This window comes from Jiangella mangrovi, from assembly GCF_014204975.1.
GTDB lineage: Bacteria > Actinomycetota > Actinomycetes > Jiangellales > Jiangellaceae > Jiangella > Jiangella mangrovi.
In genome coordinates, this window is sequence record NZ_JACHMM010000001.1 from 2421276 (window position 1) to 2446148 (window position 24873).

23 protein-coding genes are annotated in these 24873 nt (G+C 72.2%); 10 read left to right on the forward strand and 13 right to left on the reverse strand.

Annotated features, from left to right (window positions below):
- Positions 1-3 precede the first annotated feature (3 nt).
- Complete coding sequence (locus HD601_RS11290; RefSeq protein ID WP_184821912.1) at positions 4-429, reverse strand: VOC family protein; 426 nt, start codon at positions 427-429, stop codon at positions 4-6.
- Positions 430-499: 70 nt separating this feature from the next.
- Between HD601_RS11290 and HD601_RS11295 the strand changes: the two genes are divergently transcribed.
- The 7 genes from HD601_RS11295 to HD601_RS11325 all read left to right on the forward strand — a co-directional run bounded on the left by HD601_RS11295 (position 500) and on the right by HD601_RS11325 (position 6357).
- The gene (locus HD601_RS11295) at positions 500-1132 is read left to right on the forward strand and encodes a TetR/AcrR family transcriptional regulator (protein WP_184821913.1); all 633 of its coding nucleotides are present in this window, start codon (positions 500-502) and stop codon (positions 1130-1132) included.
- Between the two features lie 41 nt (positions 1133-1173).
- The gene (locus HD601_RS11300) at positions 1174-1434 is read left to right on the forward strand and encodes a type II toxin-antitoxin system Phd/YefM family antitoxin (protein WP_184821915.1); all 261 of its coding nucleotides are present in this window, start codon (positions 1174-1176) and stop codon (positions 1432-1434) included.
- The gene (locus HD601_RS11305; RefSeq protein WP_184821917.1) at positions 1431-1862 is read left to right on the forward strand and encodes a PIN domain-containing protein; all 432 of its coding nucleotides are present in this window, start codon (positions 1431-1433) and stop codon (positions 1860-1862) included. The genes HD601_RS11300 and HD601_RS11305 overlap by 4 nt, the downstream gene beginning before the upstream one ends.
- A gap of 2 nt (positions 1863-1864) precedes the next feature.
- On the forward strand, positions 1865-3025 hold the full coding sequence (locus HD601_RS11310; protein ID WP_184821919.1) for an AAA family ATPase: 1161 nt from the start codon (positions 1865-1867) through the stop codon (positions 3023-3025).
- A gap of 25 nt (positions 3026-3050) precedes the next feature.
- The gene (locus HD601_RS11315; RefSeq protein ID WP_184821921.1) at positions 3051-3845 is read left to right on the forward strand and encodes a sterol carrier family protein; all 795 of its coding nucleotides are present in this window, start codon (positions 3051-3053) and stop codon (positions 3843-3845) included.
- A gap of 117 nt (positions 3846-3962) precedes the next feature.
- Positions 3963-5309 (forward strand): hypothetical protein, encoded by a 1347-nt coding sequence (locus HD601_RS11320; protein WP_184821923.1) that lies wholly within the window; start codon positions 3963-3965, stop codon positions 5307-5309.
- 82 nt (positions 5310-5391) lie between these two features.
- Entirely contained in the window at positions 5392-6357 is a 966-nt protein-coding gene (locus HD601_RS11325) for a DUF916 domain-containing protein (RefSeq protein WP_221440832.1), read from the forward strand.
- On the opposite strand, the gene HD601_RS11330 is transcribed toward HD601_RS11325, so the two are convergent.
- The 10 genes from HD601_RS11330 to rhaI form a co-directional block, all read right to left on the reverse strand.
- Positions 6358-7155 (reverse strand): anti-sigma factor family protein, encoded by a 798-nt coding sequence (locus tag HD601_RS11330; RefSeq protein WP_184821925.1) that lies wholly within the window; start codon positions 7153-7155, stop codon positions 6358-6360.
- Positions 7148-7678: a sigma-70 family RNA polymerase sigma factor gene (locus HD601_RS11335; protein ID WP_221440833.1), complete on the reverse strand. Its 531-nt coding sequence runs from the start codon at positions 7676-7678 to the stop codon at positions 7148-7150. Before HD601_RS11335 ends, HD601_RS11330 begins: the two co-directional genes overlap by 8 nt.
- A 56-nt stretch (positions 7679-7734) precedes the next feature.
- Positions 7735-8016 carry a hypothetical protein gene (locus tag HD601_RS11340; protein ID WP_184821927.1) on the reverse strand — a complete coding sequence of 94 codons (282 nt, stop codon included), beginning with the start codon at positions 8014-8016 and terminating at the stop codon, positions 7735-7737.
- A 14-nt stretch (positions 8017-8030) separates the two neighbouring features.
- A complete protein-coding gene (locus HD601_RS11345; RefSeq protein ID WP_184821929.1) occupies positions 8031-9716 on the reverse strand; it encodes a sodium:solute symporter family protein in 1686 nt (561 codons plus the stop codon).
- Positions 9717-9805: 89 nt separating this feature from the next.
- Positions 9806-11158 (reverse strand): serine hydrolase, encoded by a 1353-nt coding sequence (locus HD601_RS11350; RefSeq protein ID WP_184829708.1) that lies wholly within the window; start codon positions 11156-11158, stop codon positions 9806-9808.
- 13 nt (positions 11159-11171) lie between these two features.
- Complete coding sequence (locus HD601_RS11355) at positions 11172-11471, reverse strand: nitroreductase/quinone reductase family protein (RefSeq protein WP_184821931.1); 300 nt, start codon at positions 11469-11471, stop codon at positions 11172-11174.
- Positions 11472-11475: 4 nt separating this feature from the next.
- A complete protein-coding gene (locus HD601_RS11360; RefSeq protein WP_184821933.1) occupies positions 11476-12912 on the reverse strand; it encodes a rhamnulokinase in 1437 nt (478 codons plus the stop codon).
- Positions 12909-14945: a bifunctional aldolase/short-chain dehydrogenase gene (locus HD601_RS11365; protein WP_184821935.1), complete on the reverse strand. Its 2037-nt coding sequence runs from the start codon at positions 14943-14945 to the stop codon at positions 12909-12911. Before HD601_RS11365 ends, HD601_RS11360 begins: the two co-directional genes overlap by 4 nt.
- Complete coding sequence (locus tag HD601_RS11370) at positions 14942-15304, reverse strand: L-rhamnose mutarotase (RefSeq protein ID WP_184821937.1); 363 nt, start codon at positions 15302-15304, stop codon at positions 14942-14944. The genes HD601_RS11365 and HD601_RS11370 overlap by 4 nt, the downstream gene beginning before the upstream one ends.
- A gap of 2 nt (positions 15305-15306) precedes the next feature.
- Complete coding sequence (rhaI, locus tag HD601_RS11375; RefSeq protein WP_184821939.1) at positions 15307-16473, reverse strand: L-rhamnose isomerase; 1167 nt, start codon at positions 16471-16473, stop codon at positions 15307-15309.
- Positions 16474-16587: 114 nt separating this feature from the next.
- Between rhaI and HD601_RS11380 the strand changes: the two genes are divergently transcribed.
- Entirely contained in the window at positions 16588-17598 is a 1011-nt protein-coding gene (locus HD601_RS11380; protein WP_184821942.1) for a LacI family DNA-binding transcriptional regulator, read from the forward strand.
- Between the two features lie 404 nt (positions 17599-18002).
- On the opposite strand, the gene HD601_RS11385 is transcribed toward HD601_RS11380, so the two are convergent.
- Complete coding sequence (locus tag HD601_RS11385) at positions 18003-18941, reverse strand: hypothetical protein (RefSeq protein ID WP_184821944.1); 939 nt, start codon at positions 18939-18941, stop codon at positions 18003-18005.
- Entirely contained in the window at positions 18935-19510 is a 576-nt protein-coding gene (locus HD601_RS11390; RefSeq protein ID WP_184821946.1) for a hypothetical protein, read from the reverse strand. Before HD601_RS11390 ends, HD601_RS11385 begins: the two co-directional genes overlap by 7 nt.
- 165 nt (positions 19511-19675) lie before the next feature.
- Here HD601_RS11390 and HD601_RS11395 point away from each other — a divergent pair, with 165 nt between their 5' ends.
- Positions 19676-22021 (forward strand): 5'-nucleotidase C-terminal domain-containing protein, encoded by a 2346-nt coding sequence (locus tag HD601_RS11395; RefSeq protein ID WP_221440837.1) that lies wholly within the window; start codon positions 19676-19678, stop codon positions 22019-22021.
- Positions 22022-22135: 114 nt separating this feature from the next.
- Entirely contained in the window at positions 22136-24742 is a 2607-nt protein-coding gene (locus HD601_RS11400; RefSeq protein ID WP_184821948.1) for an ExeM/NucH family extracellular endonuclease, read from the forward strand.
- The last annotated feature ends 131 nt before the right edge of the window (positions 24743-24873 follow it).

Consider the following 24873-nt stretch of genomic DNA (forward strand, 5'->3'; position numbering starts at 1 on the left):
CTGTCAAGATGTAGCGGCGTACTGGTCCACGAACTCGCCCGTCGGCTCGATGACCGTGATGACGTCGACCAGCACGCCGCCGGGACCCTCGACGATGAAGTGCCGCTGGCCGAACGCCTCGCTGCGCAGCTCGAGCCGGACCGGCAGGCCGGCGCCACCGTCGCCGGCGAGGCGTTGGTGCACGGCGTCGACGTCGGGCACCTCGATGTTCACGAGCAGACCGGCGGCCGGACGGCGGAAGCCCTCGGGGATGGTCGGGTGCCGGTGGTCGACGAACGCGAGCTCGAAGTGCGGCGTCCGGGGGTGGCGCAGGCTGACGTACCAGTCGGCCTCGAAGGTGGGCTCGAAGCCGAAGTGCGTGGTGTAGAAGTCGCGCGCCGCGGCGACGTCGGTGCTGCAGATGACGGGATAGCAGCCGGTGATGGTCATGTCGGGTCCTCCAGTTCAGATACCTACCGTCGGTATGTTATGGGTCGATGCTAGGATGCATACCGCTGGTATGTCAATCCGGGTTCCTGGAGGTGTGGTGTCCCCATCGAAGGCCGAGCAGCGCCTCGCCACGCTCGCGGCCATCTCCGCCGAGGCGCGCCGGCAGTTCGCCCGCGACGGCTACGCCGCCGTCAGCCTGGCCGGCATCGTCGACGCCCTGGGGCTCACCAAGGGCGCGTTCTATCACCACTTCTCCTCGAAGGCCGAGCTGTTCCAGGCCGTCGTCGGGCAGGTCCAGCGGCAGGTCGCGGCCCGCGTGGTGGCCGCGGCCGAGGAGCAGCCCGACTCCTGGACCCAGCTGCTCGCCGGGTGCGAGGCGTTCCTGCGCGCCAGCGCCGACCCCGCCGTCCAGCGCATCATGCTGGTCGACGGCCCGGCCGTGCTCGGCTGGGAGGCGTGGCGGGCGCTCGACGACGAGTCGTCCGGCCGCCACCTGCGCGAGGCACTGCAGGCCGTCATCGACGACGGCGTCATGGCGCCTCACCCGGTCGAGGCGCTCACCCACCTGCTGTCCGGTGCGATGAACGAGGCCGCCCTGTGGCTGGCCGGCTCCGGCGACGCGCGCGACCTCGACGACGCCGTCGCCACCTTGCTGACCATGCTCGAGGCGCTGCGCGTGAGTGTGCGTGATGGCGGAGCATGACCATGATGACTAATATGGTCAACATGAGGAGGTGAGTGACCATGACGGCACTCGACACCTGGAGCGTTGCCGAGGCGAAGGCCCGGCTCAGTGAGCTGCTCGACACCGTCGGCCGCGACGGCCCGCAGACCATCAGTCGCCGCGGCAGGCCTGTGGCCGTTCTCGTCTCGGTCGACGAGTGGGAGCGCCGCAAGCGCCGTCAGGGCACACTCGCCGAGTTCCTCGCCACCGCACCGGTCGGCGCCGAGGACCTGATCCTCGAGCGCGACAAGGGCGCCCGGATGCGCGAGGTCGATCTGTGACCTTCCTGCTCGACACCAACGTCATCTCCGAGGGCTTTCGCAGGTTCCCCGATCCCGAGGTCATCGACTGGCTCGACGAGGTGCCCGAGGACACCACGTTCATCAGCGCCGTCACCGTCGGCGAAGTGCGCAAGGGCATCGCCAAGCTGCCGCTCGGCCGTCGCCGCAGCAACCTCGAGGCCTGGCTGACCGACGGACTGGTCCTTCGGTTCGAGGGCCGGATCCTCGCTCTGGACGCCGAGGTCGCCGACCTGTGGGGCCGCACGGTTGCCGCCTGCGAGTCCGACGGCCGGCCGGTCGATCCCATCGACGCGCAGATCGGCGCCACGGCCCTCTGGCACGGGCTGACCCTCGCCACCAGGAACGTGCGCGACTTCGCCCCCATGGGGGTCGAGGTGTTCAACCCCTGGCGCAGCGAGGCCGAGTAAGCGTGCTGCGGACCGTCGCCATCGCCAACTACCGGTCGCTGCGCGACGTCGTGCTGCCGCTGACCGGGCTCGACATCGTCACCGGCGCCAACGGCACGGGCAAGTCCAGTCTGTACCGCGCTCTGCGGCTGCTCGCCGACTGCGCCCGCGGCGACGTCATCGCCTCGCTGGCCGGCGAGGGCGGCATGCCGTCGGTCACCTGGGCCGGACCCGAGAAGATCAGCCGCGAGATGCGGTCGGGGGAGCAGCCGGTCCAGGGCACGGTCCGGTCCGGGCCGGTGGGCGTGCGCATGGGGTTCGCCGGCGACGACTTCGGCTACCTCATCGACCTCGGCCTGCCCCGCCCCGGCGGTGGCCCGACGTTCTTCGCGCTCGATCCCGAGATCAAGCGCGAGGCCGTCTGGAGCGGCCCCGTCCTGCGGCCGGGCACCTGGCTGGCCGACCGCCGCAACGAGATGGTCCGCGTGCGCACGGGCGGCGACTGGGACCACCTGGCGCAGGGGCTGCGCACGTTCGAGAGCATGCTGAGCGAGGTCACCGACCCGGTCCGCGCGCCCGAGCTGCTGACCGTCCGCGAGCAGGTGCGCAGCTGGCGCTTCTACGACCACTTCCGCACCGACGCCGTCGCTCCGGCTCGCCAGCCCCGCATCGGCACCCGCACCATGGTCCTGGCCGACGACGGCGCCGACCTCGCCGCCGCGCTGCAGACCATCCGCGAGATCGGCGCGATCGAGGCGCTCGACGCCGCCGTCGACCGCGCCTTCCCCGGCTCGCGGCTCGAGATCGCCGAGGTCGGCGGCCGGCTCGACCTCTCGTTCCGGCAGCACGGGCTGCTCCGCCCGCTGAGCGGGGCCGAGCTCTCCGACGGCACGCTGCGGTTCCTGCTGTGGGCGGCCGCGCTGCTGACGCCGCGCCCGCCGGCCCTCATGGTGCTGAACGAGCCCGAGACCAGCCTGCACCCGCAGCTCGTGCCGGCCCTCGCCGAGCTCATCGTCAAGGCGCACGAGGACACCCAGCTCGTCGTCGTCACGCACGCACGGGCGCTGATCGACCACATCGGCGCCGCGGCCGCCCGCATCGAGCTGGTCAAGGACACCGGCGAGACCATGATCGACGGGCAGGAGCGCTTCGACCGCCCGTCGTGGAACTGGGGCTCGCGCTGACGGTGCCGGCGGGTAGCCTGCCGGGGTGGCGAAGCGGATCGACCCGGCGACGGTGTGGGCGGCGTACCGCAGCGGCCACGAGGCGCTGCGCGACTGGCTGGCCGCGCTCCCGGCCGAGCGCTGGACGGAGCCGAGCGTGCTGCCCGGCTGGACGGTCGGCGACCTCGCGGCGCACATCGCGCTGGTGGCCGACTCGGTGACGGCGACGGCTGCCGCCCCTCGCGGGGTGGCAGCGCGCGGCCTCAGCGAGTACCTGAGCACCTACGCCGCGGCCGCCGCCGGGCTGTCCGACCTGACGCTGGCCATCTCCGCCGAGGCCGGGCACGACAAGGACCGCATCCTCGCCGCCGTCGACGAGCGGTTCGCCGCCGCGCAGGCCACCGTCGACGAGCGCGGGCTGGACGACATCGTCCTCACGACGCGGCGGATCCCGGTCCGGCAGGGCGACTACCTGCTGACCAGGACCATCGAGATCGCCGTCCACGCCGACGACCTCGCCCGGTCCGCGGCGCCGCACGCCGGCCCGCCATCCATCCCGCGCGACACCACCCGCCACGCCGTCCGCACGCTGCTCGAGGTGCTGGCCGAGCGCGCCCCGGGCCGCAGCGTCGAGGTGCGGGTCGCGCCGTTCGCCGCCGTCCAGTGCATCGAGGGGCCGCGGCACACCCGCGGCACGCCCCCGAACACCGTCGACCTCACGCCCGCCCTCTGGCTCCGGCTGGCCGGCGGCCGCTCCACCTGGGCCGACGAGGTGGCCGCCGGCACGGTCCTGGCCAGCGGCCAGCGCGCCGACCTGTCGGCGCACCTCCCGCTCTTCTAGACGCCCCAGCGAGAACCGCTGTGGCATTGCTCACCCGTGATCACGTCTAGATAAGGCTAGCCTCAGCAAACTAAGGTAAGCCTTGCCAATATCTCTGTTCATCATGAAAGGGGCACGATGCAGACGATTCGGGGGGTGCGCCGGCGCTGGGTCGCCGGCGTGGCCGCGACGGCACTGACGGCGGCCGGGTTGCTCGCCGTCACCGCGGCGCCGGCCCAGGCCGGTGCGAGCGACGTCGACGACGCCACGTTCGTGTGGGGCCTCAACGGCTACGCCCAGCGCGGCATCTTCGGGCCGTGGACGTTCAAGGACCTCACCGGCGACGCGGAGCAGCTGGTGGGCTCCGTGTCCGGCGGCAGTCAGACGGAGTACGTGGTCGCGCCGGTGCCGGCGACCTCGATGCCGCCGTCGTCGCCGCAGGCCACGCCGAACGCGGTCAAGTTCAGCGCGGGCAGCGGGACCATCGACCCGGAGACGGGCGCGGGCCAGCTGAGCTGGGACGGCAGCTACACCGTCAACGCCTACCCGGCCCAGTTCAACGCGCCGAACGAGATCTACCGCGACCCTCTGCTGACGGTGAACGCCGACGGCTCGGGCGAGCTCAGCTTCGACTTCAGCCTGGGCGCGGGCGTCGACATGAACGGCAACCCGACCGAGCAGCAGGACTTCGGCCGGCTCACCCTGATCACGTTCGACGCCGGCTCGCTCAGTGACCAGGACGCGACCGGCTACCGGATCACGCCGGACTACCAGGGCGTCGAGGTGTCGCTGCCCGACGGCGGCACCCAGACCCGCACCTGCACGACGGACGGCGGCGCGACCGGCTGGTGGGGCTCGTGGGCCCCGGAGTTCGTCACCACCATGCCGTCGTCGGTGCGCCCGCACTTCTACTCGACCGGCTGCGGCGGCATGCAGGACTTCAAGCCGCCACTGCCCATCGACGTCGCGTTCACCGTCCAGACGTCCGAGCCGGCCGACGGCGAGGAGCAGGACATCGCCGTCGTCGTCCCGGAGCCGCAGGTGGAGCCGGGCGAGTTCGTGTGGAGCATCGACGGCAGCAACGACCTGGTCGACCTCGGGACCGCGGAGCGGAACGGCGACCACCTCGCCGCGAGCGGCGCGATCAACCCGGTCCGGGTCACCGACACCCGCGCCGAGGCACCCGCGTGGTCGGTGTCGGCGCATGTCAGTGATTTCTCGACGGGCAGCGCGACGTTCGACGGGAAGTACCTGGGCTGGACGCCGTCGGTGACGGAGAACGAGGGCGGCGCGGTCGCGGGCGCCGCCGTCGCCTCCGGCCTCGACTCCGGCAACGGCCTGAAGGAGTCCGCCACGCTCGGTAGCGCGGCGGCCGGGCACACGCTCGGCTCGTCGCTGCTCGGCGCGGACCTGCAGCTGAAGCTGCCGGTGAGCGTCGGGGCCGGCAGCTACACCGCCACGCTGACGCTCACCGCGCTCAGCTGACGCCGAACCAGCCGGGGCACCGCCACGAGCGGTGCCCCGGCACTCTCGACCCGGGGGGCACCACGTGAGGATCCTGCGCTCCATGACCGTGCTGACGGCGGCGGCGACGGCGGCAGCCGCGGCCCTCGTCCTGGCCGGCGCGGCCGCGGCCACCGCCGACACCACCGTGACGTGGGGCGTCAAGCCCGCCGACAACGGGCACGGGAGCGGCCGGCCGAACTACGCCTACGCCGTCGAGCCGGGCGGCAGCCTGAGCGACGCGCTCGTCGTCACCAACCACGACGAGGGCGAGCTGGCGCTGCGCGTCTACGCCGCCGACGGATTCACGACCAGCTCCGGCCAGCTGGACCTGCGCCCCGCCGGCGAGGAGCCGGTCGGCGTCGGCGCCTGGGTGGCCGTCGACGCCGGCGAGTTGCTGCTGCTCGGCCCGGGCGAGACGGCGGAGGTCCCGTTCACGCTGACCGTGCCGGACGACGCGACGCCCGGCGACCACACCGGCGGCATCGTCGCGTCGCTGCTCGGCGAGACGAACGCCGACGGCATCACCGTCGAACGCCGCCTGGGGTCACGCATCCACGTCCGCGTCGGCGGCGAGCTGACGCCGTCGCTAGCGGTCCAGGACCTGCGCGTCGACTACGACGGCAGCGCCGACCCGTTCGCCACGGGCACGGCCACCGTCAGCTACACCGTCGCCAACACCGGGAACGCCCGGATGACCGCCGGCCAGACGGTGCGCGTGGCCGGCCCGTTCGGGCTGCTCGGGACCGGTGCCGAAGCGCCCGACCTGCCGGAGCTGCTTCCCGGCGCGACGCACGAGGTCAGCGTGGTCGTCGACGGCATGCGGCCACTGGTGCGCGCGACCGCGACCGTCACACTGACGCCCCGCGTCGCGGGCGACGACGCCACCGAACTCCCGCCGGTCGAGCGCAGCTCCGGCGGCTGGGCGGTCCCGTGGTCCGTGCTCGTCGTGCTGGCCCTGGCGGTGGCGCTGCTGGTCAGGCGGCGGTTCCGCCGCCCGCGTGCCGTCGTCGCCGTCGCGCCCGCCTGATCACGGCGGCGAGTGGTCGGTGAGGTCGGCAGCGAACGTCACGCCGCCGGAGCCGACCAGTTCGACCCGGTCGATCTGGTAGATGTCCGCGTCGACGGTCGCGCCGGCCCCGCAGCCGGAGTCGCCGGCCTCGCAGTCGGCGATCGGCTCGGACCCGTCCTCGGTGGTGACGACGATCTGGTACTCGCCCGGCTCGACGGTGTCGTCGAGCACGGTGAACACCCAGGACGGCTTGCCCTGGTAGAGGAACACGTGGCCGACCTGCGTGCCGCCGTCGTCGACGATGGGCGCGGCATGGAAGTAGCGGCCGTTCGCGACGTCGAGCGTCTCGCGGTAGCTGGCGGCGAGGTCGCGCTCCTCGGACGTCGTCTGCCAGACGACCCCGGCGCCGACCAGCCCGGCGACGGCGGCGGCCGCGGCGTAGGGCAGCACCCGTCGCCAGCGCCGCGGCCGCAGCGGGGTCACGACGGCGTCCGGCTCGCTCTCCGCGGGGGGTGCGGACCCGGGCGCGGACTCAGGCGCGGGCGGGGGCGGCGGTGCCGGAACCGCGGGCGACCCGGAGGTGAGTGCGGCGATGCGGGCCAGGACCGCGCCCTCGAACCCGGCCGGCGGGTCGTGCTCCGGCGCGACCAGCAGGACCTCGTCGGCGACGCGGGTCAGCTCTTCGAGCTCGCGGCGGCAGTCGGGGCAGTCGGCCAGGTGGGCCAGCACGCGCGCGCGATCCGGGCCGCTGGCGGCACCAGTAGCCACCTCGGCCAGAGCGTCGGCGACGTCGCCGCACCTCGTCGGATCAACCATGACTCACCTCGAGCATCGCACGCAGCCGGGACAGTCCGGTCCGGATGCGCGTCTTGGCCGTCCCGAGCGGGATCTGCTGCTGCTCGCTGATCTCCCGCGCGGTCAAGCCGAAATGTACTGACAGCAGGACGGCCATCGCCTGCTCGCGGGGCAGCGCCCGCAGTGCGGTGGTGATGCGTTCGCTGTCGGCGACCCGGTCGCTGTCGTTGGTCGGGGAGATCAGCATCTCCGCGACGACGGCCGGCTCGACGGCGAGCTCCCGCCGGACCCGCAGGACGTCGATGGCGACGTTGCGGGTGATGGTCAGCAGCCACGTCGACGCCTGCGCCTTGCGGGCGTCGTAGTTGCCGGCGTGCCGCCAGGCCCGGACGAACGCTTCCTGTGCCACCTCCTCGGCGATCGCGGGCACGCCCACGACCGACAGTGCCAGCCCGTAGACGCGTCCCTGGTGGCGGCGGACGAACGCGGCCATCGCGTCCGCGTCACCGGCGGCCATACCGGCGAGCAGCGCCTCGTCCGACACCCTCACACCCTCATATACGCGCGCGGACGGCGAATCGATTGGATCCGAAGGTGGCATCAGTCACGTCGGGCACCCGCGGCCGCCTCGGTGTCGACGACGATGGGGCGCCGCCAGGTCCACAGGGCGAAGAGGACGGCGGCCACGAGCAGGCCGATACCGGTCCAGAGGTTGATGTTCATGCCGTCGGTCTTCTGCAGGTCGGCGTCGCTGGTGCCGAAGAGGCCCATGCCGGTGAGGATGAGTCCGAAGACGCCGAAGAGCGTGGCGATGACGAGGCGGATGTCGAAGGCCCCGGCCCGGTGCGCCCGGGCGCCCTGCCCACTGCCGCTGATGCTCATGTGCACGCCTCCCGTCAGAAGAAGATGATATTGAGGGCGATGATGAGGACGAGCGCGATGCCCGCCATCAGCCCCGGCCGCTGGTACCAGGCCTCGTCCCGATCGCGCGGATCCTGCAGGTCCTCCTTCGGTGTCAGCCCGTACACCAGGCCGACCAGCTCGGCGGCCGGCTTGGGCGCCGTCCGCACACTCACCAGCACGCTGACGACGATGTCGACGACGAACGCGGCCCCGGCGGCGAGGAACGCCGACCCCTGACCGGGCAGGTCGAGCACCCCGGTCTCGGAGAGCACGAACACCGTCACGGCCGACAGCGTTCCCGCCACGAGGCCGATCCAACCGGCCGCGGCCGTCATCCGCTTCCAGAACATACCCAGGATGAACGTCGCGAACAGCGGTGCGTTGAAGAACGAGAACAGCTGCTGCAGATAGTCCATGAGGTTCGAGTAGCCCGACGCGATGAACGCCGTCCCGATCGCGGCCACCGTCGCGACCACGGTGATGGTGCGCCCGACCCGCAGGTAGTAGCCGTCCTCGCGGTCCTTGACGACGTAGCGCTGCCATATGTCGTAGCTGAACACGGTGTTGAACGAGCTGATGTTCGCCGCCATGCCGGCCATGAACGACGCCAGCAGGCCGGCGATCGCGAGGCCCAGCAGGCCGTTGGGCAGCAGGTCGCGCATCAGCAGCAAGATGGCGTCGTTGTAGTCGACGCCGGTCTCGGCGGACTGCGTCTCCTTGAACTCGGCCAGCTCCGGCACGATGACCGCGGCGATCATGCCCGGGATCACCACGAGGAACGGGATGAACATCTTCGGGAAGGCGCCGATGATCGGCGTGCGCCGGGCCGCCGACATGCTCTTCGAGGCCATGGCCCGCTGCACCTCGACGAAGTTCGTCGTCCAGTAGCCGAACGAGAGCACGAATCCGAGGCCGAACACGATGCCGACGACCGACAGGATGCTGGAGTCGAAGCCGGCCAGCTCGTTGCCCGGCCAGAGACTCATCTGCTCGGTCGAGCCGGTCGAGTCGCGCACGCCCTGCGTCAGGCCGTCCCAGCCGCCGACGCGGTCCAGTGCCACCACCGTCAGCGGGAACAGCGCGGCGACGATGACGAAGAACTGCAGCACCTCGTTGTAGATGGCCGCCGACAGCCCGCCCAGCGTGATGTAGCTGAGCACGATGATCGCGGCGACGACGATGGCCACCTCGCGCGGCCAGCCCAGCAGCGCGTTGACCAGCGTCGCGAGCAGGAACAGGTTGACGCCGGCGATGAGCACCTGCGCCAGCGCGAAGCTGATCGCGTTGACCAGGTGGGCAGTCGGGCCGAACCGGCGCAGCATGAACTCCGGCACACTGCGCACCTTGGAGCCGTAGTAGAACGGCATCATCACGATGCCGAGGAACAGCATCGCGGGCACGGCGCCGATCCAGAAGTAGTGCATCGTCGGCATGCCGTACTGCGCGCCGTTGGCCGACATGCCGACGATCTCGATGGCACCGAGGTTCGCGGAGATGAACGCCAGCCCGGTCACCCACGCCGGCAGCGATCGCCCGGACAGGAAGAAGTCGAGGCTGTCGGACACCGCATAGCGCGCCATCAGCCCGATGCCCAGGACGAACACGAAGTAGATGGCGATGAGCGAGTAGTCCCAGAAGCCCGCGTCCAGCCGCAGGCTCGCCTCGGCCACCAAGGTCATCGGTACCTCCCGTTGCCGGAATCCCCGGTGACCTTACCCGCGAGTACGAGTCACACTCCGTGTGACGAACAGGGCGTTTCCGGACGGCGTCAGTGCCAGCCGGCGTGGTCGACGCCGCCGGGAACGTCCGCCGACGGGTCGTACGGCGTCCGCGTGAAGACGAACGACGCGAGGTCGAGGTGGCTGACGGCGCCGTCGGCCCGCCGGACGACGCGCAGCGGCTCGCCCGCGTAGTAGCCGTCGAGACCGACCCAGCCGCCCTCGCCGTCGGGCCGGAACCGCGACGCCCTGCCGGCGCCGTCGGCCGGGCCGAGCCGCAACCAGCCGCCGTCCATGGCCCGCAGCACGAACGTCGTCGAGCCCCAGTACCAGTGGCCGACCAGCGCGAGCACCTCGGGCGACACGGTGCCGGACTGCCAGACCGCCGGCGGGAGGGGTTCGGCGGCGACGAACGCGTCGAGCAACCCTGCGGCGAACCCGCGGCTCAGCCCGGACGTGGCGTTGGTGGCGAGGACGACGCCGTCGCCGGTCTCGACGTCGACCCTGACCTCGGCGAGGAAGCCCGGCATCGAGCCGCCGTGGCCGGTGAAGCGGCGGCCGCCGTCGTTCCACAGCTGGACACCGAGCCCGTGCGCGCCGGTCCACGGCGCCCCGGGCACGTCGACGACGACCAGCGGCTTGCACATTTCGGCCAGCGACGCGGCCGAGAGCAGCCCGGCGGTGTCGCCGCCGAGGAAAGCGGCCCACCGGCCGAGGTCGCGCACCGTCGACCAGAGCTGGCCGGCCGGGGCCATGGCGCCGCCGTCGTGCTCGGGCTCGCGCAGGACGAGGTCGGCGAACGGGTGGACGGCCAGGCCGTGCGCGTGCGGCGCGACCGGGCGCTTCGTGGTGCGGTCCATGCCCAGCGGCTCGAGCAGCTCCTCGGCGACGACGTTCGACCACGCGGTGCCGCGCAGCCGGCCGACCAGCTCGCCGAGCACGCCGAACCCGACGTTGGAGTAGTGGAACAGCCGCCCGGCCGGGTGCCGCCGGCCCAGCTGCGACGACAGCGAGCGCCACGGCCCGCCCTCGGTGCGCTCCCACCACGGGCCGTCGGTCTCGGCCTGCAGCCCGGCGCCGTGCGACAGCAGCTGAGCGATGGTGGCGTCGCCGATGCTGGTGTCGGGCAGGTGCTTCTCGAGCGGGTCGCCGAGGTCGAGCGCGCCCTCGTCGCGCAGCCGCATGACCGCGACGGCCACGAACGTCTTCGTGATCGAGCCCATGCGGTACTGCGTGTGCTCGTCGGCCGCGCGGCCCGTGGCCCGGCCGTCGAGGGTGCCGCGGGCGGCGAACCACACGAGCGTGCCGTTGCGCACGACGCCGGCGGCGAGCGACGGGAGCCGGCTGCCGGCCTGCTCCTCGGCGACTCTGCGGGTGAGGGCGTTGGCGGTGGAGGGCTGGATCACGCGCCCGAGCCTAGGACACCCCCTGACCCCCGGCTCGAGGGGCCAGGATGACGACCGCGGTCTCGGCCGGGCGCCGGGCGGCGAAGGCGTCGAGGTCCTTGTCGATGGTCTGCCACAGCGCCCACAGCCGGTCGCGCTCGGCGCCCTCGGCGGCGCGGGCGCGGACCGGCAGGGTCCGGCCGGCCAGCTCGGCCGTCGCGTCGGGGTGCGCCTGCAGGTTGAGCCACCAGGCCGGCTCCGCGCGGTGGACCGTCCACGCGGTGCGGACGAACCAGCGCGGCGGGACGCGCGGGGGCTTCTCGGCGGGCATCGGGTCACAGGCCAGCGGGTTCGTAGCGCCTGGTGACCTGCGTGGATCGCAGCAATGCGCGCAATGTCCAGAGGTCGCCGTCGAGGGCGCCGTGGGCGCGGGCCTGGACGAGGACGTTGCCCAGCGCGGTCGCCTCGACCGGGCCGGCCAGCACCGGCAGGCCGCAGGCGTCCGCCGTCAGCCGGCACAGCAGCTCGTTGCGGGCGCCGCCGCCGACGAGGTGGACGACGTCGACGGTGCGACCGGACAGCTCGGACGCCTCGCGGACGGTGCGGGCGTAGGCCGCGGCGAGGCTGTCGAGGATGCAGCGGACGAGTTCGGGTCGCGTCGCCGGTGCCCGCGCGCCCGCCCGTGCGAGGACCGCGGCGATGCGGGCCGGCATGTCGCCGGGCGGCAGGAAGACCGGGTCGTCGGGGTCGAAGACGGGGCCGCCGGCAGGGACGTCGGCGGCAGCGTTCAGCAGGGCCGGCAGGTCGGCCGGCGGCCCGGTGCGGTTCCAGGTGGCGATCGACTCGCTGAGCAGCCAGAGCCCCATGACGTTGCGCAGGTAGCGCACGGTGCCGTCGACGCCGCCCTCGTTGGTGAAGTTGGCGGCCCGGCCGGCCTCGGTCAGCACGGGTGCGTCCAGTTCGACGCCGACCAGCGACCAGGTGCCGCAGGAGACGTAGGCGAAGTTCGGGTCGGCAGCCGGCACTCCCACGACCGCGGACGCGGTGTCGTGGGACCCGACGGCGGTGACGACGGTGTCAGCGGCCAGTCCGGTGTCCTCGCGCACCTCGGGGAGCAGCGGGCCGACGACGTCACCGGGGCGGCGCAGCGGGCCGAACAGCGCGGGCGGCAGCCCGAGCCGGGCGAACACCGTCGTCGCCCAGTCGCCGGAGCGGACGTCGAGCAGCCCGGTGGTCGAGGCGTTGGTGAGCTCGGTGCCCAGCACGCCGGTCAGCCAGGACGTCAGCAGGTCCGGCACCAGCAGCGCGTGCGCGGCGGCGTCGAGTCGCCCGGCGCGCTCGGTGGCCAGCTGGTAGATCGTCGTGAACGGCAGGAACTGCAGGCCGTTCACCTGGTACAGCTCGCGCTCGCCGACCCGCGCGTGCACCGCCTCCGCCACGCCGGACGTGCGGGTGTCGCGGTAGTGGAACGGCTGGCCCAGCAGCGCGCCGTCGCCGTCGAGCAGGCCGTAGTCGATCGCCCACGAGTCGATACCGACGCTGGCCAGCACCTCGCCGTCGGCGCACGCCCGGACGGCGTGGCCGAGCCCGTCGAGGACGTCGCGGTAGAGCCGCAGCACGTCCCAGTGCAGTCCGTCCGGCAGCCGCACCGGGACGTTGGCGAAGCGGTGCACCTCGGTGAGGTCGAGCCGGTCGGGGCCCACCCGGGCCAGCATGACCCGTCCGCTCGATGCTCCGAGGTCGACGGCGGCCGCCGTCAGCACGGGGTTCATCGCAGGAAGGCCGCCGCCACCCCCGCGTCGACGGGGACGTGCAGCCCGGTGGTGTGCGAGAGGTCGCCCGCGGTCAGCGCGAAGACGGCGTTGGCCACGTGTTCGGGCAGCACCTCGCGCTTGAGCAGGGTGCGCTGGGCGTAGAACGTGCCGAGCTCGGACTCCGGCACCCCGTAGACCGCGGCCCGCTGCGCGCCCCAGCCGGCGGCGAAGATCCCGGAGCCGCGGACCACGCCGTCGGGGTTGATGCCGTTGACCCGGATGCCGTGCTCGCCCAGTTCCGCGGCCAGCAGCCGGACCTGGTGCGCCTGGTCGGCCTTGGTGGCGCCGTAGGCGACGTTGTTCGGGCCGGCGAACACGCCGTTCTTGCTGGCGATGTAGACGATGTCGCCGCCCAGCCCCTGCTCGATCATGACCCGGGCCGCCTCGCGTGACACCAGGAACGACCCGCGGGCCATGACGTCGTGCTGCAGGTCCCAGTCCTGAACGGTGGTCTCGAGCAGCGGCTTCGAGATGGACAGGCCCGCGTTGTTGACCACCAGGTCGACGCCGCCGAAGGCCAGCACGGCCTGCTCGAAGGCGGCGGCGATCTGCTCCTCCGACGTGACGTCGACGGTGACCGGCACGGCCACGTCGGTGCTCCCGATGCCGGCGGCGACGGCGGCCGCGTTCTCGCCGTTGAGGTCGGCCACGACGACGCACGCGCCCTCGGCGGCCAGCCGCTCCGCGATCGCCTTCCCGATGCCCGACCCCGCGCCCGTGACCAGCGCGACCCGGGTGGCCAGCGGCTTCGGCTTCGGCATGCGCTGCAGCTTGGCCTCTTCCAGCGACCAGTACTCGATGCGGAACTTCTCGGCCTCGTCGATCGGGGCGTACGTGGAGACGGCCTCCGCACCCCGCATGACGTTGATGGCGTTGACGTAGAACTCGCCGGCCACCCGCGCGGTCTGCGCGTCCTTGCCGAACGAGAACATCCCCACACCCGGGACCAGCACGATCGCCGGGTCGGCCCCCCGCATGGCCGGGCTGTCCGCCGTCGCGTGGCGGGAGTAGTAGGCCGCGTACTCCTCGCGGTAGGCCGCGTGCAGCTCCCGCAGCCGGGCGACGGCGTCAGCCAGCGGCGCCGTCGCGGGCAGGTCCAGCACCAGCGGGCGCACCTTGGTGCGCAGGAAGTGGTCCGGACACGACGTGCCCAGCGCCGCCAGCCGGGCCAGCTGCTCGCGCGCCAGGAACTCGAGCACGACGTCGCTGTCGGTGAAGTGCCCGACCTGCGGCTTGTCCGTCGACGCCAGGCCACGGACGACGGGGGCGAGGGCGGCCGCACGTGCGCGCCGCTCGTCAGCGGGAAGCGGGCCGAACCCGTCGACCACCGCGCCGAACGGGTCGGACTTGCCGCGCTCGGCCACGAACGACTCCGCCGTGCGGATCATCCACAGCGAGTTCGCCTCGCACTCCTGCGACGTGGCGCCCCAGGCGGTGATGCCGTGCCCGCCGAGCACGCAGCCGACGGCCTCGGGATGAGCGGCCTTGATGGCTGCTATATCAAGACCCAGCTGGAACCCGGGCCGGCGCCACGGCACCCAGACGACCTTCTCGCCGAAGCACTCCTTCGTCAGCGCCTCGCCGTCGGCCGCCGTCGCCAGCGCGATGCCGGAGTCCGGATGCAGGTGGTCGACGTGAGGGGCGTCGACCAGGCCGTGCATGGCGGTGTCGATGGACGGCGCCGCCCCGCCCTTGCCGTGCAGGCAGTAGTCGAACGCGGCGACCATCTCGTCCTCGCGCTCGACCCCCGGGTAGACGTCGGCCAGTGCGCGCAGCCGGTCCAGCCGCAGCGCGGCCAGCCCGGCCTCCGTCAGTGTGCCGAGGTCGCCGCCGGACCCCTTGACCCACAGCAGCTCGACCTCACCACCGGTGACGGGATCGACGGCGCCGCCCTTGGCCGACGTGTTGCCGCCGGCGTAGTTCGTGTTGCGCGGATCGGACCCGAGCCGATTGCTCCGCTCGATCAGCTCGGTCACGGTGGGGTCGGTCATCGGTCCTCATCTCGGGAGGCGTCTCGGGAGACGGTGGCCAGCTGGTCGTCGAGGTTGAACACTTCGCTGACGAGCCGCCAGTGCTCGTCCGGGCGGCCGCCGTCGGCGAACAGCAGCGCCATCTCGTCCTGCCAGCGGCGGTTGACGTCGGTGGCCTGCATGGCCGCCTGCGACGCGTCGAGGTCGTCGGACTCGACGTACCCGACCAGCAGGCCGTCGTCGCCGAGGAAGATGGAGTAGTTGCGCCAGCCGGTGTCGCGCAGCGCCCGCAGCATCTCGGGCCAGACCGCGGCGTGCCGGCGACGGTACTCGTCGAGCCGGTCGGTGCGGACCTGCGAGACGAAGCAGTAGCGCGGCACCGTCAGGCTCCCCAGCCGGCCTGGGCGCCGTCGGCCCGCTCGGCGCTGATGGTCTCGAAGTACCCGGAGCGCTGGTAGGCGGCGATCGGGTCGGGGTCGAGGCCCTGCTCCTCGCGCAGCGACGCGAGCAGCGGGCGGACGTCGGTGTTGTAGGCGTCCATCAGGGCGCCGTTCGCGCCGAGCACGTCGCCGTCGGCCTGCGCCTTCGCCAGCGCGCCGGAGTCGACCAGCAGCGCCTTGGCCAGCGCCTCCTGCACGTTGAGCACCGAGCGGATGACCGCCGGGATCTTCGGCTCGATGTTGTGGCACTGGTCGAGCATGAAGTTGACCCGCGACGCCGGCTGGTGCGCGTCCTGGCTGACGATCTCGTGCAGGATGCGGAAGAGCTGGAACGGGTCCGCGGCGCCGACCATGAGGTCGTCGTCGGCGTAGAACCGGGAGTTGAAGTCGAACGCGCCCAGCCGGCCGGCGCGCAGCAGCATCATGACGATGAACTCGATGTTCGTGCCCGGCGCGTGGTGGCCGGTGTCGAGGACGACCTGCGCCTGGTCGCCGAGCGCCAGGCAGTGCGTCAGCGACGTGCCCCAGTCGGGGATGTCGGTGGCGTAGAACGCCGGCTCGAAGAACTTGTACTCCAGCAGCAGCCGGTGGTCGTCGTCGAGCGCGGCGTAGATGGTGGCGAGCGACTCGGCGAGGCGTTCCTGCCGGTCGCGCAGGGAGTCCTGGCCGGGGTAGTTGAGGCCGTCGGCCAGCCAGATCTTGAGGTCCGTGGAGCCGGTGGCGCGCAGGACGTCGATGCACTGCAGGTGGTGGTCGACGGCCTTCGCCCGGACGGCGGGGTCGGGGTTGGCCAGCGAGCCGAGCTTGTAGTCGTCGTCCTGGAAGACGTTGCTGTTGATGGCGCCGATCTCGACCCCGAGGTCGCGGGCGTGCCGGGCGAGGGCGGCGAAGTCGTCGACGAGGTCCCACGGGATGTGCAGCGAGACGCGCGGCGCCGCGCCGGTGTAGCGGTGCACCTGGGCGGCGTCGGCGATCTTCTCGAACGGGTCGCGGGGCACTCCGGGCTGGCCGAACACCTTGAACCGGGTGCCGGAGTTGGCGAACGCCCAGGAGGCGGTCTCGACGCCCAACGCGCGGACCGTGGCCTTCACCTCGTCGTGCGTCCTCATGCCGCCTCCTGTTTGAACCGATTCAGTGATGCGGTCAAGCTACGCCGTCCGGCCGCGGCGCGTCAACCGGCGGGGGCGGCGTTCAGACCCGCCGCCAGCCGGTAAGCTGCGCCGATGGCAGGAGCCCCGAACATTCGCGAGGTGGCGACGCGGGCCGGTGTCTCGGTCGGGACGGTGTCCAACGTCCTCAACCGTCCCGAGCTCGTGGCCGAGCCCACCCGCGACCGCGTCTATGCCGCCATCGAGGAACTGGGCTTCGTCCGCAACGACTCCGCCCGGCAACTGCGCGTCGGCCGCAGCCGCACCCTCGGCCTCGTCGTGCTGGACGTCGCCAACCCGTTCTTCACCGACGTCGCCCGCGGCGTCGAGGACACCGCCAACCAGCACGGCCTCGCCGTCATCCTCTGCAACACCGACGAGGACCCGCGCAAGGAGGCCTCGCATCTCGACCTGCTCGCCGAGATGCGCGTGCAGGGCGTGCTGATCAACCCCATCGACACCGACGGTCGCATCGCCGCGCTGCGCGGCCGCGGCACCCCCGTGGTGCTGTTCGACCGGCTCGGCGACCCCGACACCGAGTGCTCGGTCGCCGTCGACGACGTACTGGGCGGGCGACTGGCGGCGACGCACCTCGTCGAGACGGGCCACCGCACCATCCTGTTCGTCGGCGGGCCGCTGACGCTGCGGCAGGTGCAGGAGCGCCACGAGGGCGCGTCGTCGGTCGTGTCGGCGACGGACGGCGCCGTCACCATGGACGTCCTGACGACGACGGCGCTCAACGTGGCGGCCGGGCGGGCGGCCGGTGACCGGATCGCGGCGACGGCGTCGGCGGGCGGCCTGCCGTCGGCGATCTTCTGTGCGAACGACCTGCTGGCACTGGGCGTGCTGCAGGCGCTGACACACGCCGGCATCCGGGTGCCGGCCGACGTCGCGATCGTCGGCTACGACGACATCGACTTCGCGGCGGCCGCGGCGGTGCCGCTGACCTCCGTGCGCCAGCCGCGGCAGCTGCTCGGCCGGACGGCGGCGGAGCTGCTGCTCGCGGAGACACTGGAGGAGCAGCACGTGCACCGCCAGGTCGTGTTCGAGCCCGAGCTGATCGTCCGCGACTCGTCGTCGGCGTAAGCGGTGGCGGGGTTGGTTTCCCGTCCCCCTGCTGCCCATTCTCTTAGCCCCGGACGCGCGCCTCAAGCGGACCGGCGGGCGCGGGGCGCCCTGGGGGTCCGCTTGACCCGCACGTCCGGGGCCTAAGAACGGGCAGTTATCAGGGGGACGGGGGGAGTCTGGCGACGGGTGGGGCGTCCTGGCGGGCTGCGGTCTGGTGTGGTGTCCGCGATGTGGGATTTCGGGGTGTTTTCTGGGCCGCCCACCACGTTTACCCGAGCCTCATCACGCCTGCAATCATGTTGGGGCTCGGGTAATCGTGGTGATGTAGCGGATCGTTGATGATCATCGCTGTCCACAGCCCGGCAAACGGGGCGAAACGGGGAGCCGACCTCATCCCCCCATCAAACCTCAGACTCCCCGGGTTACTCGTCCTCGACGATGGCCTGGATCTCGGCGACCGGGATGGGGGTGTCCTCCCACGGGGTCTCGAAGACCGCCGGCGCACCGTCGATCTCCATGACCTCGCCGTTGAGCTCGAACCGGACCGTGTAGACCAGTCGCGCCTGGCCGGCGTACGCGGGGTCGCCGTCGACCGTCGCGGTGCCGTTGACCGACGCCTTCTCGTACACGTAGGTGCAGGCGTCGCTCTGGGTAACCGAGAACGGGCAGTTCAGCGTCGACGAGCCGTCGCCGGGCTGCACCTCGAGCCGCTCGGGCGTCGCGATGGCCACCAGGCCGGCCGCGGAGGTGCCGGTGAGCTCGGCGTCCGAGGCGCCGTCGGCCCAGTACCAGGTGTCGAGCGTGACGTAGCTCCGCGCCGGCGGGTTGAACGCGAGGTCGAAGTCGGGCGCGACCAGCTGGCCGAAGGCCTGGATGGCCTCCTGCTCCCAGTTGATGACGTCCTCGGGCGGCTCGAGCCACATGTTCTCGTAGATGACGACGTCTTCCTCGGGCGGCTGCGTGAAGCACGTGAGCACGGCGTAGACGGCGTCGTCGGGCGTGCCGGCCGGCTTCTCGGGCCAGTCGTCGGGCGTGGGGGCCGTGGGCGGCGGGCTGTAGACGTAGCAGCTGAGGTCGCCGTCGCAGTAGGACCAGTCGTAGTTGAAGATGTCCTCGCGGCCCAGGTAGCACTCGGGCTCGGTGCTGCCGCCGTCGTCGCCACCGCTGCCGCCGTCGTCACCGTCATCGCCGCCGTCGTCGCCGGTGCAGGTGTTGACGTAGTCCCACACTCCGGGGCTGGTCTCGACGTACTGCAGGCAGTCGTCGGCGGCCGCGGGGGACACCTGCACGAGGGTGATGACGGTGGTCCCCACCAGGGTGACGGCCGCCAGGAGGAGGCGCGCGAGCCGGCGCGTCAGCATGAGGTGTCGCCTTCCACTTCGATGGGGTCGCCGATGAGCCAGGCGTCGTTCAGCAGGAGGACCTGGAACTCGACCGGGTAGACGGTCGGCTTGTCGGGGTTGACCGGCAGCGGCTCGCCGTCCTGGGTGCCCACCCACGCGCTGTCGTCGACGCACGACGTGACGGTGCCCCGATCGCCGTCGATCGAAACCGTGGTGTCGTACACACGCGGCTCGCCGGTGAACTGGATGCCCTCGTCCTCATAAGTGCGCGCCGTCTGCAGGTGCAGCGCGATGGTGGACTCCATGGCCACACCCGCGAACGCGTCGGGGCTGGAGTCGGGCCCGTTGACCGAGGCGATGCGGGCGTCCCAGTAGCGCTGGTAGACGTCGAGGACTGCCGCCTCGGCGTCGGCCCCGGTGGGGGCAGTGGTGGGCTCCTGGGTGGGCGCGGCGGTGGGGGTGTCGTCGAGACCGGCCGGCTCCTCGCCCGCGGACGAGCACGCGGACAGCACCGCGACGGCGGCCAGGACGGCCAGTGAACGCGGCAGGATCGGGGACATCGGCCGTGGGGGGCGGGTCCAGGTCACACCCTTGACCATAACGGAGCCCACTGACGACGTGTCACGAATGCATCTCGGCGCCCAGAGCCATTGACGCCCGGCACCGGTCGCGACCAGCCTGTGCGGTGGCGTATGCCCTCCGTTCACCCATCGGAGGTAGCGTCGCCGCCGTCTATCTGCGAAGCAGGGGGTATGAATATGCGCCTGAACAGGCGTTTCCATCGTTCCCTGGGCGCTGCGGCCGCCCTGGGTCTCGCGGGAGTCGGCCTCAGCGCCGTACCCGCCCAGGCGGCCGAGGTCCAGATCGACATCCTCGCCACCAATGACTTCCACGGCCGCATCGAGCAGGACGGGCAGGCCGCGGGCGCCGCTGTGCTGGCCGGTGCCGTCGAGTCCCTGCGGGCCGAGAACCCGAACACGGTGTTCGCGGCGGCGGGTGACCTCATCGGGGCGTCCACGTTCACCTCGTTCATCCAGCAGGACAACCCGACCATCGACGCGCTCAGCGCCGCCGGCCTGGATGTCAGCGCGGTCGGCAACCACGAGTTCGACCAGGGCTACTGCGACCTCATCGACCGCGTCATCCCGCGCGCGGACTGGGAGTACATCGGCGCGAACGTCACCGTGGCCGACGGCGCCGACACCGGCTGCGACACCGACACCGAGATCGCGCCCACCTGGACCGAGGAGCTCGGCGGCGTCACCGTCGGCTTCGTCGGAGCCGTCACCGAGCACCTGCCCGAGCTGGTCAGCCCCAGCGGCATCGCGGCGCTCGAGGTCGGTGACATCGTCGAGGCCACCAACGAGTCGGCCGCCCAGCTGAAGGCCGACGGCGCCGACATCGTCGTCCTGCTCGTGCACGAGGGCGCGGCCACCACCGCCGTCGAGTCGGCCACCGACCCCGACAGCGACTTCGGCGCGATCGTCAACGGCGTCAGCGCCGACGTCGACGCCATCGTCTCCGGCCACACGCACCTCGCCTACAACCACAGCATCGAGGTCCCGGAGTGGGCCGGCCGCGAGGTCACCACCCGCCCGGTCGTGAGCGCCGGCCAGTACGGCTTCAACCTCAACAAGATCAGCTTCACCTGGGACACCGAGGCCAACGAGGGCGCCGGCGCCGTGGTCGGGGTCGAGTCCGAGATCCTGCCGCTGACCATCGAGAACGACGAGGGCGACTTCGTCCCGAACCCGATCTACCCGGTCGACGGTCCGAATGCCACGGAGGTGTCGGGCATCGTCGCGGCGGCGGTGGACGAGGCCGAGGAGCTGGGTGCGCAGAAGCTCGGCGACATCACCGCCGACTTCTTCCGCGCGAGCCAGAACGCGACCGAGGACAACGCGAACCCGGAGAACCGCGGCGGCGAGTCGCCGCTGGGCAACTTCGTCGCGGACGTCCAGCTCGCGGCGGCCCAGGTGACCGATCCGGAGACCCAGATCGCGTTCATGAACCCGGGCGGCCTGCGCGCCGACCTCACCTACGCCAGCGACGGCGAGAACGACCCGGACGGCAACGTCACCTACCAGGAGGCGGCGCTGGTCCAGCCGTTCGCCAACACCCTGGTGACGACGACGCTGACCGGCGAGCAGATCGACCAGGTGCTCGAAGAGCAGTGGCAGCCCGAGGGCGCCGCGCGGCCGGAGCTGAAGCTCGGAGTCTCGGCCGGCCTGACCTACACGTTCGACCCGGCCGCCGCGGCGGGCGCGCGTGTCACCTCCGTCGAGCTCGACGGCGTTCCGCTCGACCCGGCCGGTGAGTACCGCGTCGTGGTGAACTCGTTCCTCGCGTCCGGCGGCGACAACTTCGCCACGCTGGCGCAGGGCTCGAACCCGTCCGACAGCGGCCAGATCGACCTTCAGAGCATGGTCGACTACCTCGGCGCCAACTCGCCGGCATCGCCCGACTACGCGCAGCGCTCGGTGGGCGTCACCTGGGTCTCCGACCCGGCCGCCGTGTACACGCCGGGCGACGAGATCGCCGTCGACCTGTCGTCGCTGCTGTTCAGCCACGGCGAGCCGGCCGACGCCACCGCGACGGTGACGCTCGGCGGCGTCGAGGTCGGCACCGTCGACGTCGACCCGGCCATCGTCGACACCACCGACCTGGTCGGCCGCGCGGAGGTCCGGGTGACGGTTCCCGAGACGCTGGCCGCCGGGGCCAAGGCGGCCGAGGAGTCGGCGCTGGTCGTCGAGCTGGCCGAGACCGGCACCACGGTCACGCTGCCGATCACACTCGACCTGGGCGACGACGGCACCGACGACGGCGGCGACGAGAACGGGACCGACGACGGCACCGAGAACGGTGCGGACAACGGGACCGACGACGGCGCTGACGACGGTGGCGCCGACGACGGTGACGACAACGGCGCCGACAACGGGACCGACGACGGCGGCGAGCTGCCCGACACCGGTTCGTCCGGCGTCATCTGGTGGGTCATCGGCGGCGTCGCGGTGCTCGCCATCGGCGGCGCGCTGTTCGCCGTCTCGCGGCGCAAGGGCAGCGCGCCCGACGGCGGTGCCGGCGGCTCGGCGGCCTGACCACCGACACGCATCGCGCATGACGACGTGGCGCCTCGCCGACCCCGGCGGGGCGCCACGTCTCTGGGCGGCGACGCCCTCGAGGTCCCACCCCTGACCCGAAAGGTTCGACCGATGCACTCGACCAGACCCCTTCGATGGCTCGCCGCCGTCGCCGCCGCCGGACTGGCCGGGGCGACCCTGGCCGCCGCGCCCGCGCTGTCCGCCGGAGCGGCCGAAGGCGACCCCTTCGTCAGCGAGATCCACTACGACAACGCCGGCACCGATACCGGCGAGTCGATCGAGATCCAGGCCGACCCGGGCACCGACCTCACCGGCTGGCAGATCGTCCTCTACAACGGCAGCAACGGCACGACGTACAACACGCGCACGCTGTCCGGCACCGTCCCGGCCGCCGGCGTGGTCGTCGCGACCTACCCGACCGACGGCATCCAGAACGGCTCGCCCGACGGCATCGCGCTGGTCCGCCCCGACGCCACCGTCGCGGAGTTCCTCTCCTACGAGGGCCCCATGACGGCGACCAACGGCCCGGCGAACGGCATGACCAGCGTCGACATCGGTGTCGCGCAGGCCGGCTCCACGCCGATCGGCCAGTCGCTGCAGAAGGTCCAGGGTGCCTGGACCGGCCCGCTCGCCAGCACGTTCGGCGCCGTCAACGGCGGTGGCGGCGACCCGGACCCCGACCCGGAGCCGGAGCCGGCCACGATCGACGAGATCCAGGGCACCGGCGCGGACTCCCCGCTCGCCGGCACCACCGTCGTCACCAGCGGTGTCGTCACCGCGGCCTACCCGACCGGCGGCTTCGGCGGCTACTACATCCAGACCCCCGGCAGCGGCGGCGACGCGGCCCGGACGGCGTCGGACGCGGTGTTCGTGTTCTCGCCGTCGACGGCCGACGAGGTCGAGATCGGCGACCACGTCCGCGTCACCGGTGAGGTCAGCGAGTACTTCGGGCTCACCGAGGTCTCGGTCGACGCCGACGGGCTCGAGCAGCTCACCGAGCCGGCCGAGGCCGTCAAGCCGGTGACCTTCACGCTGCCCGCCACCAACGCCGGCCGCGAGGTCTACGAGGGCATGCTGGTCCGCCCGGTCGAGGGCTTCGTCGTCTCCGACACCTTCCAGCTGGGCGGCTTCGGCGCCACCGCGTTCGGCTCCATCGGCCTGGGCTTCGGCGGCCCGCTGGTGCAGGAGACCGAGGTCGCCGCGCCCGGCTCGCCCGAGTACGCCGCCGCCGTCGCCGCGAACGCCGCCCGCGCCGTCACGCTCGACGACGGCCAGTCGAACCGCACGGCGACCGGCAGCCTGGTGCCGTACCTGACGAACGACGACCCGGCCCGCACCGGCGCCGGCGTCACGTTCCAGGACGACATGATCTTCGACTATCGGTTCCAGTGGAACTTCCAGCCGACGCGGCCCGTCGACGGCCCGGCGCCGGACGTGGTGAGCTTCGGCACCGGCAACACCCGCGAGGCCAACGCCGCCCCGCAGGAGGTCGGCGGCGACCTGAAGATCTCCGCGTTCAACGTCCTCAACTACTTCACGCATCTGGGCGCCAACCTGCCCGGCTGCGAGCCGTTCACCGACCGCGACGGCAACCCGATCACCGTCGCCGAGGGCTGCGACGCCCGTGGCGCGTGGAACACCGAGAACTTCGAGCGGCAGGAGGCGAAGATCGTCGCGGCCGTCAACGGCCTCGGCGCCGACGTCGTCTCGCTGCAGGAGATCGAGAACTCGGCGGCGTTCGGCACCGACCGCGACGAGGCCCTGGCCACGCTGGTCGCCGCGCTGAACGAGGACGCCGGGGCGGGCACCTGGGCGTTCGTGCCGTCGCCGGCGCAGCTGCCGTCCGAGGAGGACGTCATCCGCAGCGCGTTCATCTACCGGACGGCGGCCGTCGAGCCGGTGGGCGAGTCGGTCATCCTCATCGACCACCCCGCCTTCCACAACGCCCGCGAGCCGCTGGCGCAGGAGTTCCGCTCGCTGGCCACCGGCTGGGAGTTCAACGCGATCGTCAACCACTTCAAGTCCAAGGGCGGCGAGTGCGGCGACCTGCCGGAGGGCTGCTTTGACGGCGACCGCACCAACCAGGCGAACGCGCTGGCGGAGTTCGCCGAGGCGCGGGCCGCGGCCACCGGCACCGAGGACGCGTTCCTGCTCGGCGACTTCAACTCCTACAGCGGTGAGAATCCGATGCAGGCGCTGTACGACGCCGGCTACACCGACCTGAACAACGAGTACGCCGGCGAGCACACCTACGTGTTCGACGGCAAGGTCGGCTCGCTCGACCACGTTCTCGCCAGCCCGTCGATCGTCGAGCAGGGCCTGGTCACCGGCGTGGACGTCTGGAACATCAACTCGGTGGAATCGGTGCTGTTCGAGTACTCGCGCATCAACTACTTCGCCAGCGAGCTGTTCCAGCCGGGCACCGTCTACCGCGCCAGCGACCACGACCCGATCCTGGTCGGCCTGCAGGCGCCGGTCACGTTCGACGGCGTCCGCTCGGTCGTGGAGGACCACGCCGAGGACGGCACGGTCAACCGGTCGCAGGCGGCCCAGCTGCTCGCGCACCTGTCGACCGCCGAGCGGCTGGCCGAGCGGGGCCTCACCGGCCCGGCCGGCACGTCGCTGGACCGGTTCGTCGCGGTCGCCGAGCGGATCGCGGACGAGGACGCCCGCGAGGCGCTGGTGAACGCCGCGGAGGCGCTGCGCGCGCAGCTCTGACGCACCTGCACCACGAGGAGCCGCCGCCCGTCTCCGGGCGGCGGCTCCGCGCGTGGTCATGGTCGCCGGCGGGAGCGGATGCCGTCCCCGCCCGCCCTACCGACGATGACGGCATCCCCCGGACCGCCACG